10 protein-coding genes are annotated in these 12,640 nt (G+C 71.3%); 5 read left to right on the plus strand and 5 right to left on the minus strand.

The features are described 5' to 3' along the window. Window positions 1–16: 16 nt before the first annotated feature. Window positions 17–1,288 (minus strand): extracellular solute-binding protein, encoded by a 1,272-nt coding sequence (locus IE272_RS02200; protein WP_050357956.1) that lies wholly within the window; start codon window positions 1,286–1,288, stop codon window positions 17–19. 346 nt (window positions 1,289–1,634) lie between these two features. Between IE272_RS02200 and IE272_RS02205 the strand changes: the two genes are divergently transcribed. Both IE272_RS02205 and IE272_RS02210 read left to right on the plus strand, forming a co-directional pair. After that, on the plus strand, window positions 1,635–2,678 hold the full coding sequence (locus tag IE272_RS02205; protein ID WP_056706536.1) for a LacI family DNA-binding transcriptional regulator: 1,044 nt from the start codon (window positions 1,635–1,637) through the stop codon (window positions 2,676–2,678). A 76-nt stretch (window positions 2,679–2,754) separates the two neighbouring features. Continuing rightward, window positions 2,755–3,741 (plus strand): phosphatase PAP2 family protein, encoded by a 987-nt coding sequence (locus tag IE272_RS02210; protein ID WP_190006130.1) that lies wholly within the window; start codon window positions 2,755–2,757, stop codon window positions 3,739–3,741. A gap of 289 nt (window positions 3,742–4,030) precedes the next feature. On the opposite strand, the gene IE272_RS02215 is transcribed toward IE272_RS02210, so the two are convergent. From IE272_RS02215 to IE272_RS02225, 3 genes are all read right to left on the minus strand, one after another. Further along, window positions 4,031–7,027 (minus strand): bifunctional [glutamine synthetase] adenylyltransferase/[glutamine synthetase]-adenylyl-L-tyrosine phosphorylase, encoded by a 2,997-nt coding sequence (locus tag IE272_RS02215; RefSeq protein WP_057662243.1) that lies wholly within the window; start codon window positions 7,025–7,027, stop codon window positions 4,031–4,033. An 86-nt stretch (window positions 7,028–7,113) separates the two neighbouring features. Next, window positions 7,114–7,992: a putative protein N(5)-glutamine methyltransferase gene (locus IE272_RS02220; protein ID WP_190006131.1), complete on the minus strand. Its 879-nt coding sequence runs from the start codon at window positions 7,990–7,992 to the stop codon at window positions 7,114–7,116. A gap of 310 nt (window positions 7,993–8,302) precedes the next feature. After that, a complete protein-coding gene (locus IE272_RS02225; RefSeq protein WP_050358278.1) occupies window positions 8,303–9,802 on the minus strand; it encodes an MFS transporter in 1,500 nt (499 codons plus the stop codon). Between the two features lie 211 nt (window positions 9,803–10,013). Here IE272_RS02225 and IE272_RS02230 point away from each other — a divergent pair, with 211 nt between their 5' ends. Continuing rightward, window positions 10,014–10,613: an acyl-CoA-like ligand-binding transcription factor gene (locus tag IE272_RS02230; protein ID WP_056706545.1), complete on the plus strand. Its 600-nt coding sequence runs from the start codon at window positions 10,014–10,016 to the stop codon at window positions 10,611–10,613. A 127-nt stretch (window positions 10,614–10,740) separates the two neighbouring features. On the opposite strand, the gene IE272_RS02235 is transcribed toward IE272_RS02230, so the two are convergent. Beyond that, window positions 10,741–11,505: a GntR family transcriptional regulator gene (locus IE272_RS02235; RefSeq protein WP_057662247.1), complete on the minus strand. Its 765-nt coding sequence runs from the start codon at window positions 11,503–11,505 to the stop codon at window positions 10,741–10,743. 159 nt (window positions 11,506–11,664) lie between these two features. On the opposite strand from IE272_RS02235, the gene IE272_RS02240 reads away from it, so the two are divergent. Both IE272_RS02240 and IE272_RS02245 read left to right on the plus strand, forming a co-directional pair. Next, window positions 11,665–12,003: a hypothetical protein gene (locus IE272_RS02240; protein WP_050357951.1), complete on the plus strand. Its 339-nt coding sequence runs from the start codon at window positions 11,665–11,667 to the stop codon at window positions 12,001–12,003. A 206-nt stretch (window positions 12,004–12,209) separates the two neighbouring features. Next, window positions 12,210–12,506, plus strand: coding sequence for a hypothetical protein (locus tag IE272_RS02245; RefSeq protein ID WP_190006132.1), 297 nt, complete (start codon window positions 12,210–12,212; stop codon window positions 12,504–12,506). Window positions 12,507–12,640 lie beyond the last annotated feature (134 nt).

A 12,640-nucleotide genomic window follows, 5' to 3' on the forward strand; every position in this document is an offset into this window, starting at 1 on the left:
TCGGCCAACCTTCCTGTTACTTCCAGTCCTTCAGGAGCTTGCGGTACTCGTCGCCGGTGGCCTTGGCAGCCTTCTCCGGTGTCGTCTGGCCGGTGAGGACCTTGGTGTACTCGATGCCGAGCGGGGCGAAGAGGCTGCCGCCCTCGGGGATCCAGGGGCGCTCGACGGCGGTCTCGACGACCGGCTTGAAGAAGCCGACGATCTCGCTGTCCACGGCCTCCTGCTTGGCGTACGCGGAGGTGCGGGTGGGCAGCAGGTTCAGCTCGCCGGCGGCGGTGGCCTGGCTGTCCACGGAGGTCATGTACTCGACGAAGGCGTAGGAGGCGTCGAGGTTCTTGGAGCCCGCGTAGACGGCGAGGTTGTGGCCGCCCTGCGGGGCGCCCTGGGCGGCGGAGCCGGCCGGGACCGGGGCGATGCCCAGGTTGTCCTTGTCCGTGAACTCCTTGCCGGTCAGGGTGTCGGCGACGGCCCAGGGGCCGTTGATCATCATCGCGACGTCGCCGCCCTTGAACGACTGCATCATGTTCTCCCAGCCGTCCGAGGCGTCCGTCTTCGCGGTGCCGTCGTCGACCAGGGCCTTGACCGCCTTGAACGCCTTGACGCCCTCGGGCTGGTCCACGGTGATGGACTTGGAGCCGGCGTCGACGAGGTCGCCGCCCTCTCCGTACAGGAAGGAGAGGAAGTAGTACGGGTCGTCGCCGCGCAGGTAGAGGCCGGTCTTGCCGGTCTTGTCCTTGATCTTCTTCGCGGCGGTCTTGAGGTCGTCCAGGTTGGCGGGCGCCTCGACGCCGGCCTCCTTGAGCAGCTTCTTGTTGTAGAAGATGCCCATGGAGTCGATGACCTGCGGGACCGCGTAGGTCTTGTCCTCGTACTTGGTGGACGCGACGGCCTGCTTGAGGAAGTCGTCCTGGTTCTTCAGGGCGGGGGTGCCGTCCAGCGGGGCCAGGTAGCCGAGGTTCGCGAAGTCCGGCGTCCAGGCGACCTCGGAGCGGATCACGTCGGGGGCGCCGTCGCCGGCCTGGGCGGCGTTCTTGAACTTGTTCTGCGCGTCACCGAAGGGCACGTTGACGTACTTGACGTCGACCTTCGGGTGCTTCTTCTCGAAGCCCTCGGCCAGCTTCTTGAAGACCTTGTCCTCGCTGCCGACGCTGGAGGTGTCCCACCAGGTCACCGTGCCGGAGAGCTCGCCCGAGCTCTTGCCGCCGCCGGACTCGTCGTCGCTGCCGCAGGCGGTCGCCGCGAGCGCCAGGGCCGCGACCAGGGCGGTGGCCGTTATGCCACGTCGCATCTGAACTCCTTCAACTGCCGTACCGCTCCGTCGCGGCGCCGGGTCGACGTGAACGTAACAAGGATGAAAGACGACCGAAAGACCTTGCGGAAGATTTCTGCAAGCCTTGGTGATCGTTACATTCGCGTGTCCTCAAGGTTGCCGTCAAGCCCCTTGACGACAGTCCCCCATCCCTGGCAGGGGCAGGCGGGACACGGCATATCCGCAGTGCGACGATCCGACCGCAGTCCGCGATCCGGGCCCGCAAGTCCTTGCAAGGTGTTGCCGGAAAGCCCTCCGGCACCCTCCCCCGCGCCACCCCGCACACGGTGGGCAATCCGACACCGGCCCGGTACAGTCCCATCCCATGACCGCACGGCTTGCCGATATCGCAACTCAGGCGGGGGTCAGCGAAGCAACGGTCAGCCGGGTCCTGAACGGCAAGCCCGGAGTCGCGGCGACCACCCGCGAATCCGTCCTCGCGGCGCTCGACGTACTGGGGTACGAACGCCCGGTACGGCTGCGCAGGCGCAGCGCGGGACTGGTCGGCCTGATCACCCCGGAGCTGGAGAACCCGATCTTTCCGGCATTGGCGCAGGTCATCGGCCAGGCGCTGACCCGGCAGGGCTACACCCCGGTGCTGGCGACCCAGACGCCCGGCGGCTCCACCGAGGACGAACTCACCGAAATGCTGGTGGACCGGGGCGTTTCCGGCATCATCTTCGTCTCCGGGCTGCACGCGGACACCTCGGCCGACATGCAGCGCTACGAGCAACTGCGCGGGCAGGGCGTCCCCTTCGTCCTGGTGAACGGCTTCTCCGCCAAGGTGCAGGCGCCGTTCATCTCGCCGGACGACCGGGCGGCGATGCGCCTCGCGGTGACGCACCTGGTGGCGCTGGGCCACACCCGTATCGGTCTCGCGGTCGGCCCCAAGCGCTTCGTGCCGGTGCTCCGCAAGATCGAGGGCTTCCACGCGACGATGCGGGAGCAGCTGGGCCTCGCACCGGACGAGGTGGAGGAGTTGATCCAGCACTCCCTGTACACCCTGGAGGGCGGTCAGGCCGCCGCCTCCGCCCTGATGGAGCGCGGCTGCACGGCGGTCGTGTGCGCGAGCGACATGATGGCGCTCGGAGCGATCCGGGCGGCCCGCCGGATGTCGAAGGACGTGCCGCGCGATCTCTCGGTCGTGGGCTACGACGACTCGCCGCTCATAGCGTTCACGGACCCGCCGCTGACGACGATCCGGCAGCCGGTGACGGCGATGGGCCAGGCCGCCGTCCGCACGCTCCTGGAGGAGATCGGCGGAACCCCGGCCCCGCACAGTGAGTTCGTCTTCATGCCTGAGCTGGTGGTTCGCGGCTCGACGGCCTCGGGCCCCGCAGGCGGCTCAGGGTCGCCCCCTCGTCCTTGAGACGCAGAATGTGCGACCGGAACCCGACCGGAGGATGATCGGGGGCAGGGGAACCACTATGGAAGACTCTCTGCCTATGGGTGAAACACAGGTGACGACGCACGAAGGCCGGTCGACGGCCGATCCTTCACCCATCGCGGCCCAGGCGGCCCCCGAAGCCGCCACCGCGCCCACCACTCCCCCGGCTTCCGGGAAGACCGGCCGACTGGCCCGGCTCCGCTCCCTGCGGGTGCCCCGCCGCCCCCGGCTCTGGTTCGAGATCCTGCTCATCGCGGTCAGTTACTGGCTGTATTCGCTCGTGCGCAATGCCGTCCCGGAGCAGAAGGCCCAGGCGCTGCGCAACGCGGACTGGATCTGGTCGGCGGAGAAGTCCCTGGGCCTGGCCTTCGAGGAAACGGTCAATCACGCGGTCAATTCCGTGACATGGCTGATCGTGTCGATGAACTACTACTACGCGACGCTGCACTTCGTCGTGACCATCGGCGTCCTCGTCTGGCTGTTCCGCCGCCACCCGGGCCGTTACGCGGCGACACGGCTGGTGCTCTTCGCGACGACGGCCGTGGCCCTGCTCGGCTACTACCTCTACCCGCTGGCGCCACCCCGTCTGATGAACGGCGCGAACTTCATCGACACCGTGCTCCTGCACGAGACGTGGGGCTCGATGGCCTCGGGCAACTTCAAGAACATGTCGAACCAGTACGCGGCGATGCCGTCGATGCACATCGGCTGGTCGCTCTGGTGCGGCCTGACGATCTTCGCCCTGGCCTCGGCGCCCTGGGCCCGCATCCTGGGTCTGCTCTACCCGACGCTCACCCTGGTCGTCATCGTGGCCACCGCCAACCACTTCTGGCTGGACGCGGTGGGCGGCATGGCCTGCCTCGCGTTCGGCTACGCGGTCTCCCGCGTCTGGTACGGCTCGCTCCCGCACCGGCTGCCGAAGTGGGTACCGGACCGCCGAGGACGACTGACCGGCCTACGAGCCACCCGGCTGCCACGCCCGGCACCGGAGCCGGACCCGCAGCGGGACCCGGACCCCGAGTCCGCGGGGTCACGGAGGCCGTAGCACCACCGCACCACTTCCAGCCCGTCCCCGAACCCATCCCGTCCGGCGCTATGAGGACGTCTTCCCAGCCCCTCCCCGAACCTAGCCCGTCCGGCGCTTGAGGACGTCTTTCCAGCTTTCCCTCGCCGAACCCAGCCCGTCCGGCGCTTGAGGACGTCTTTCCAGCCCCTCCGGCGCTTGAGGAGCGGGGCCGGGGCAGAGCCCCGAATCCAGCCCCTCCGGCGCTTGAGGAGCGGGGTCCGGGGCGGAGCCCCGAGGGGGCCCGGGGCCGGGCCCCGGGAGCACGTCTCTAGGACGCCGCCCCGTAGAACCGCTCCTCCACCACCGCCCGCGCCCGCCGCGTGATCCGCCGGTAGTCGTCCAGCATGTCCCCGACATGCCCCGGCTCGTACCCCAGATACCGCCCGACCGCCGCCACCTCGCGCGGGTCGGACGGAAACGTGTCGCCAGGCCGCCCCCGAACCAGCATCACCGCGTTGCGGACCCGCGTCGCCAGGACCCACGCCTCGTCCAGCGTCTGCGCGTCCTCCGCCGGAATCAGCCCCGCCGCACACGCGGCGGCCAGCGCCTCGCGCGTACGCGTCGTACGCAGCCCCGGCTCCGCCCACCCGTGCTGCATCTGCATCAGCTGCACGGTCCACTCGACATCGCTCAGCCCGCCCCGCCCCAGCTTCGTGTGGAGCGTGGGGTCCGCGCCGCGCGGCATCCGCTCGGACTCCATCCGCGCCTTGAGCCGGCGGATCTCCCGTACGGCGTCCTCGCCGAGCCCTTCCATCGGATACCGCAGCGGATCGATCAGCTCGATGAAGTCGCGCCCCAGATCCTCGTCGCCGGCGACCGGTTCGGCCCGCAGCAGCGCCTGGCTCTCCCAGACCAGCGACCAGCGCCGGTAGTAGGCCTCGTACGACCTCAGCGTGCGGACCAGCGGCCCGCTCTTGCCCTCCGGGCGCAGGTCGGCGTCGATCAGCAGCGGCGGATCGGCGGTCGGCAGCTGAAGCAGCCGCCGCATCTCTCCGACGACCGTGCCGGCGGCCCTGGCCGCCTCCTCGTCGCTCACGCCCTCGCGCGGCCGGTGGACGAAGAGGACGTCGGCGTCGGAGCCGTAGCCCAGCTCGTGCCCACCGAACCGGCCCATGCCGATGACGGCGAACCGGGTCGGCAGGGTGTCGCCCCACCGCGCGCGGACGGCGGCCCGCAGCGCGCCCGCGACGGTGGCGGCGTTGAGGTCGCTGACGGCCGAGCCCACACGGTCGACGAGGGCCCCGTGATCCTGTTCGGCGGGGTTGTCCTCGGTGCCGTACGAGTCGATGAGGTCGGCGGCCGTCGTGCGGAACAGCTCGCGGCGGCGCACCCCGCGCACCACCGCGACGGCCGACTCCGCGTCCCCGGCACGCCCCACCGCGGCCAGTATCTCCTGCTCCAGGTGGGCCCGGGTGCGGGGCGTGAGCCCCTCCGGATCGCCGAGGATCGTCACCGCCTCCGGGGCCCTCATCAGCAGGTCCGGGGCGAGGCGGCCGGCGGAGAGGACCCGGGCGAGGTTCTCCGCGGCGGCGCCCTCGTCGCGCAGGAGCCGCAGGTACCACGGGGTCTTGCCGAGCGCGTCGGACACCTTGCGGAAGCCGAGGAGCCCGGCGTCCGGGTCGGCGGAGTCCGCGAACCAGCCGAGCAGCACCGGCAGCAGGGTGCGCTGGATGGCGGCCTTGCGGGTCACCCCGGAGGAGAGGGCCTCCAGGTGCCGCAGGGCGGCCGCCGGGTCGGCGTACCCGAGGGCCTCCAGGCGGATCGCGGCGGCCTTCGCGCTGAGCCGGGACTCGGCGGGGGCCAGCTGGGCGACGGCGTCCAGCAGCGGCCGGTAGAAGATCTTCTCGTGCAGCCGCCGTACGACGGAGGCGTGCCGCTTCCAGGCCTTGTTCAGCTCGGTCACCGGATCGGTGCGCATCCCGAGCGACCGGCCGAGCCGCCGCAGGTCCGCCTCGTCCTCGGGGACGAGGTGGGTGCGGCGCAGCCGGTACAGCTGGATGCGGTGCTCCATGGAGCGCAGGAAGCGGTACGCCTCGTCGAGCTGGGCGGCGTCCGCGCGCCCCACGTACCCGCCCTCGGCGAGCGCCCGCAGTGCCTTGAGGGTGGAGCCGCTGTGCAGGGAGGCGTCGCTGCGTCCGTGCACCAACTGGAGGAGCTGCACCGCGAATTCGACGTCCCGCAGTCCGCCGGGGCCGAGTTTCAGCTCCCGCTCGATCCGGTCGGCGGGGATGTTGTCGACGACCCGGCGGCGCATCTTCTGCACGTCGGGGACGAAGTTCTCCCGGTCGGCGGCCCCCCAGACGAGCGGCGACACCGCCTCGACGTACTCCGCGCCCAGCTCGGGGTCGCCGGCCACCGCGCGGGCCTTCAGCAGGGCCTGGAACTCCCAGGTCTTGGCCCAGCGCTGGTAGTAGGCGAGGTGGGAGCTGAGGGTGCGCACCAGCGGCCCGTTGCGGCCCTCGGGGCGGAGGTTGGCGTCGACCTCCCAGATGGTGCCCTCGACGGTGTTCTCGGAGCAGATCCTCATCATGTGTGCGGCCAGCCGGGTGGCGGCCTGCATGGCCTTGGTCTCGTCGACCCCGTCGCGCGCCTCCCCGACGAAGATCACGTCGACGTCGGAGACGTAGTTCAGCTCCCGCCCGCCGCACTTGCCCATCGCGACGACGGCGAGCCGGCACTGCGCCGCGTCCTCGGGTGCGGCCGTCCGGGCGATGGCGAGAGCGGCGCGCAGGGTGGCGGTGGCGAGGTCAGCCAGTTCGGCGGCGGTCTGCGCGAGGTCGGTCGTCCCGCACACGTCCCGGGCCGCGAGGGTGAGCAGACACCTGCGGTAGGCGACCCGCAGCGAGTCCGGGTCGACGGCCTCGGCGAGCCCGCGCTCGAACTCGGCGACCCCGGGGTGCAGGTCGACCGCCTCGTACGTGACGAGCGCCTGCCAGTCGCGCGGGTGCCGGGCCAGGTGGTCCCCGAGCGCCTCCGAGGCGCCGAGGACCCCGAGGAGCCGGTCGCGCAGGGGTTTGGCGGTGACGAGGGTGTCGAGCAGCACCTGGCGCTCGCCCTCCGCCTCGGCCTCGACGATCCGGACCAGGCCGCGCAGGGCCAGATCCGGGTCGGCGGTGGCCCCGAGCGCCTCCAGGAGGACGGGATCGGACCGTACGGAGGCGAGAGCGTTCAGGTCGAGGAGCTGCTCCGCGGCGGACGGGTCGATGAATCCGTGCCGCAGCAGCCTGGTGAACGTACTGCTTCTGCGCCCCGGCACCGTCGTCATTCCGTGCTCTCCCGCCAGCCGAACCGAACCGTGTCCCCGTGCGTCGCCCCGGTGCGGCTCCGTCGCCGCCCCGGGACCCTTCGAGCCTAGTCGCGTGGAGCCGGATCCGGGGCGGTGACCGGGTCCCCCCACAGAGAGAACCCCAGGTGTTGCGCTGCTCCGGCGGGGGCCGTCCCGACGAGGACGGTGGCGTACAACTCCTCGGAGACCAGGACCCGGGGGCTCAGCCCGGCGGCGCGCAGGACCTCGACCGCCGCGTCCCGCTGCCGCTCGCTCGCCTCCACGAGCAGGCTGCCGCCGGGCGCGAGCCACTGGGGCGCTTCGGCGGCGACCCGGCGCATGACGTCGAGCCCGTCGCCGCCCCCGTCCAGGGCGACGCGGGGTTCGTGGATGCGGGCCTCGGCGGGCAGCAGTTCGACGTCGCCGGTGGGGACGTAGGGGACGTTGGCGAGCAGCACGTCGACCCGGCCGCGCAGGGCGGCGGGCAGCGGGGCGAACAGGTCGCCCTCGTAGACCTGCCCCAGGTCGCCGACGTTGCGCCGGGCGCAGCGCACGGCGGCGGGTTCGACGTCGCAGGCGTGCAGTTCGGCCGCGTCCGACGCGGCGGCGAGGGCGACGCCGAGCGCGCCGGAGCCGCAGCAGAGGTCGACGACGACGGCCCGGCGGGGTGCGAGGGCCGCGGCTTGCGCGACCAGGAACTCCGTACGGCGGCGGGGCACGAAGACGCCCGCGTCCACGGCGAAGCGGCGACCGTGGAAGTCCGCCCAGCCCAGGACGTGTTCGAGCGGCAGTCCGGCGGCGCGGCGCTCAACGAGAAGGGACAGTTCGTCGGCGGAGGCGGCGGCCTCGTGGAGGAGACGGGCCTCGTCCTCGGCGAAGACACAGCCGGCGCGGCGGAGGGCGACGACGGTGGAGGAGAGCGACCCGGAGGAGGTGGAGAAGGAACTGAAGGGGTGAACCGGCATACGAGCGAAGCCTTTCGGGAAAACCGATGGGCGCTCCGCGATCGTCCTATGCCGTCCGGTCGGCTACTGCCGGTCGTACGACGCGATCGCGCGGGGTGAGCACCCAGCCTGATCCAGCGGTAATGGGTCTCACCTCCTCGGTCGATCTCGTCGGTCCCGTGGCGTACGGGGGTCGTAACCCTACAACAGCCCGTTCCCGCGCCCGTGCGGGGCGTGGAAACGGGCTGCTTTCTACTGCATCGGGCGTCGCTCGCCCACTCGACCGGAACGGGCACCACTCGCCCACTCAGCCGCATCAGGCAACGGCCGCCTACAGATCGACGCTGTCCCGCAGCTTGGTGGGCGTCAGGAACAGGGAGGCGATCACACCGATCACGGCGATACCGGCCGAGATGAGGAAGATGTGGCCGGTCGCCTCCCCGTACGCGCCCCGGACGATGTCCTGGACCTGGGGCGGCATGGCGGCGACGTTGAGGGTGGAGCCGCTGGAGCCGGACGCGGCCGGGTCGATGCCGAGCTTCGTCAGCCCGTCGGTGATCCTGGTGGCGACCTGGTGGGCGAGGACCGCGCCGAGCACCGAGACGCCCATGGTGCCGCCGAGGGAGCGGAAGAAGGTGATCGCCCCGCTGGCCGCGCCGATCTCGCTGAGCGGGACGGTGTTCTGGAGGACGAGCACCAGGTTCTGCATCGACATGCCGACCCCGACGCCCACGCCCAGCATCCCCAGCGACACCAGGACGAGCGAGGTCCGGTGGTCGATGAAGGACAGTCCGAGGAAGCCGAGGGCGAGAACGATCACGCCCGCGACGATGAACGGCTTGACCTTGCCGGTCTTCGACACGAGGCGTCCGGCGACGGTCGAGGAGACGAGTACGCCCGCCATCAGCGGGATGGTGAGCAGTCCGGCCTCGGTGGGCGAGTAGCCCCGGCCGATCTGGAAGTACTGGCCGAGGAAGACCGCGCCGCCGAACATGGCCATGCCGACCGCGAGGCTGGCGACGATGGCGAGGGCGGGGTCCCGGCGGCGGACGACGTGCATCGGGACGACGGGCTCCTTGACCCGGGTCTCGACGAGAACGGCAGCGCCGAGGATGAGCACGCTTCCGCCGACCATGAGGCCGCTCTGCCAGGAGATCCAGTCAAAGTCGGTGCCGACGAAGGTGACCCAGAGGAGCAGAAGGCTGACCCCGGCGGCGATCAGCGAGGCCCCGAGGTAGTCGACCTTGGTGTCGGGCCTGCGGACCTCGGCGAGGTGCAGGGTGCGGGCGAGGATCACGGAGGCGAGCAGCGTGAAGGGCACGGCGATGAAGAAGCACCAGCGCCAGCCGAGCCAGGAGGCGTCGGTGATGAACCCGCCGAGCAGCGGCCCGCCGACGGTGGCGACGGCCATGACGCCGCCGAGGTAGCCGTTGTAGCGGCCGCGCTCCTTCGGGCTGATCATCGCGGCGATGATCACCTGGACGAGCACCTGGAGCGCGCCCATGCCGAGCCCCTGGACGGCGCGGAAGGCGATCAACTGCTCGGTGGACTGGGCGAATCCGCAGGCGATCGACGAGACGACGAAGAGCCCGATGGCTATCTGGAGCAGCAGCTTCTTGCTGAACAGATCGGCGAGCTTGCCCCAGATCGGGGTGGAGGCCGTGGAGGCGAGCAGGGTCGCGGTGACGACCCAGGTGTACTGCGACTGCGTGCCGTCGAGGGACCCGATGATCTGCGGGAGCGCGACCGAGACCACGGTGCTGCTGATCATCGCCACGAACAGCACGATGAGCAGTCCGCTCAGGGCCCGCAGGACGTGCCGGTGGTCCATGGGTGCGGCGGCGGGGGCCCCGGCCGGGGCGGTGGCGGTGTCTGCTGCGCTCACGCGCAACCTCCGGAAAGTTCGTACGAGAGCCCGTACGGGGCGGTCGTCACGGTTTCCGCGCGCGCCGGGTACGGGAGGGAGAAGACTTCACCATACATGCACACTGGGCAATTTTGCCCACTGCGCAACAATCTCGCGCCCGGGGGATAATGCCCCCATGGAAAGCAGCACCGCGGGACCGGGACTCCGGGAACGCAAGAAGGAAGCCACCCGGCAGGCCGTGCACGAGGCGACCCTGCGCCTGACGGTGGAGCACGGCTTCGACCAGGTGACGGTCGAGGCGGTGGCGGACGCGGCCGGAATCTCCCGCAGGACGTTCTCCAACTACTTCACCAACAAGGAGGACGCCCTCCTCTACGGCGAGGAGCAGCAGATCAGGGCCCTGGTCCGGACAGTGAGGGACCGCCCCGCCGACGAACCCGCCTGGCCGGCCCTGCGCGCGGCGGTGGCCCAGTTCGCGGAACGGGTGGCGCCACCGGAGCGCGAGTGGGCGGTTCGCACCCGCCTGGCGATGCGTCACCCGTCGCTGCTGGCACGCCAGTTGGCCAACCACGCCACCCTGGAACGCGACCTGGCCGAAGCGGTGGCCGCCCGCCCCGGCCCGGCCTCGGCCCCGGTCCGCCCGATCGTCCTGGCGGCGGGCTTCCTCTCCTCGCTCCGGATCGCGATGCGCATGTGGATCGAGGAGGACCTGACCCGCGAGCCTGCGGCGGTGATCGACGAGATCCTGGACGAGATGGGGCGCGGGTTCGCGTGAACGAGGGCCTCGCCCCTCCCCCACAGCTCAACGGGGGCTCAGCGGCTCACCGACGCCTCGCGCAGGAAGCCACCCGGGCGCCCGGACCTCAGCCCCGACCCACCACCCCCAGCCCCGACCCCTCCGCTCAGGAATCCGGCTGGTCGACGCGGATCTCGTAGGCGATCTCCCAGCGGATGTCCGGCACGACGATGTCGGCCGTCTCCACGGGGCGGCCGTCACGGTCGAAGTACGTGCGCTCCACTTCGATGACCAGGTCACCGACGGAGATCCCGAGCAGATTCGCCTGCTCCCGCGTCGCGCGGGCCGGGCGGGGCAGTTCGAGGCCGGTGGCGATGTGCACGCCGATGGACCGCATGCGCTCGACGACGCCGATCCTGCCGTGCGGGCCCATCTCCGGAAGGAGGACCGGCGTCCCGTCGGTGATGGCCATCGGCTCCCAGCTCTTGGCGAGCTGTACGGGCAAGCCGTCGGCGAGGAACTCGTAGTCCGTCACGACGCAGAGGTCGCCGGGCTCGATCGCCAGCCGTTCGGCGATGCCCTCCGGCGCGGGGACCCGCGCCGTGCTGGTGCATTCCCAGTCGGCCTCGTGGTCCAGCTCGCTCATGTCCGAGGCGAACGGGCTGTTGTTGCGCTGCTCCCGGTGGCGTGAGCGGACCATGCGCCGACGCTCGCGGGCCCGGCGGACGTAGGTGCCGGAGCCGGCCCGGCCTTCGAGGATGCCCTCGATGATCAGGCGCTCCATGGCCCGCTGCGCCACGGACTGGCCGACGCCGTACTCCTCGGCAAACCGCGCCCGGGACGGCAGCTTGTCCCCGACCGCCCATTCACCGGCCCGCACGCGAGCCCGCAGCGCATCCGCCACCTGCAAGTACGGCGTATCGCGTGGCATTTGAGCAGCTCCGTGTGTTCGGCGTCGATATGGGCGTCGCTGTTGACAAAGCTAACCCATCAGGTTGAAGCTGAGTACTCAGCATTACTTGGAGTGACATTTGGTGACCAGGGGAGAAGTGTGCGCTCTGCACAAGCGCGGGTCGCGGCGCTGACCGGCATGCTCGCCGCCGCCACAGGCACCGAACCGCGTATGACCACCGGCCCGGACGTCTTCCGCGTCGAGGCCGATCTCCCCGCCGGGCTGAGCGCCACCGCGCACTCGGCCGTCCTCGCCGCCCTGGCCACGGCGGACCTCTACGGACACACGCTCAACCGCACCTCCGAATTCGTCTGGGCCGAGATCAGCAGAGAGGCGAACGTGACCACGACCGACTCCCCCGACGCGGCGTACCGCGCCCTGCTCGGCCACACGATGACGTGCACCGCCTGCCGGACCGGCGCGATCTGCCCCGACGCCACGAAGCTCGTCCGCGTCTGGCGGGAGACCCGCCGATGAGGCGCGGTGCGGGGTGTCCGCACTCCTGGAGGCGGCGGCCGCGGCGACCCGACGGCGTACGGCCTGACGCCCCCTGAACTCCCGCCCCGGCCGCCGATTCCTCGGCAGGACAGCGGCCGGGCCGGGTCGCCACCCACCAACCAGCGACGGAGGCACCTGATGCGCAGCACCCACCGCGCCTTGCCGGCACCACCGGGGAGGCCCGGATGATCGCCCTCTCCGCGACGGACGTCCGCGTCTGCGAGGCGTGCTGGAACGCCCCGGTCACCGCCGCCCGCCATACCCCCGCCGGCCGTGACCTGCTCTGCGAGGAGTGCACGGAGGGCGACTACCCGCGCCGCGTCGACCTCTTCCCGCCGTTCGGCGTCTACGGCCTGACGACCCGCAAGGTCCGGAACGACGGCAGACACGGCAGCGGCCCCCCGAAATCCCCGCCCGACCCGGGCCCTCCGCTGCCCAACCCGCCCCCCGCACCGTCACCGCCGGGGACGCCGCCGGTGTAGCCAGCCCGTGTCCGGTCACGGCCTGGCCCCTGCCCGTCGCTCGCGTACGGAGCCGTACGAGGCGTACGGGTGGGGCCGGGTCGCGGGCCGCTCGTGACAATCCTGGCGACACGGCCGGCCCCACTGCGTAAGGT

This window comes from Streptomyces anulatus (assembly GCF_014650675.1).
Classification (GTDB): Bacteria; Actinomycetota; Actinomycetes; order Streptomycetales; family Streptomycetaceae; genus Streptomyces; species Streptomyces anulatus.